Source organism: Rugamonas fusca, from assembly GCF_014042365.1.
In the GTDB taxonomy this organism is placed as follows: Bacteria; Pseudomonadota; Gammaproteobacteria; order Burkholderiales; family Burkholderiaceae_D; genus Rugamonas; species Rugamonas fusca.
This window is the reverse complement of the sequence record NZ_JACEZS010000124.1, coordinates 1-230: the sequence shown is the minus strand read 5'-3', so window position 1 is coordinate 230 and position 230 is coordinate 1. Positions and strand designations below refer to the sequence as shown.

At 58.7% G+C, this 230-nt stretch carries 1 protein-coding gene; it reads right to left on the bottom strand.

Going from position 1 to position 230, the window contains the following annotated elements:
* A partial coding sequence (locus H3H36_RS27970; protein WP_511268653.1) for an IS110 family transposase occupies nt 1-217 on the bottom strand: 217 nt, incomplete at its 3' end.
* Nucleotides 218-230 lie beyond the last annotated feature (13 nt).

Genomic DNA, 230 nt, shown 5'->3' with positions numbered 1-230 from the left:
CGAAACCGGCGGCACGCAAGCCGTCCACCAGCCAATACCAATTGAAGGTCGACTTCACTGCGACGCCGGCCAGTTCGGCGCGAAACGGCTCCAGCAGAGCGATTATCCTCGTCAGGTCGTTGGGCACGCGCCTTTCGCAACAAATCCGGTCTTCTTCGTCGCTGACTACGACCACGCAATTGTTCGCGTGCAGATCGATACCGCTATACTTGCTCATACCAGCCTCCCTG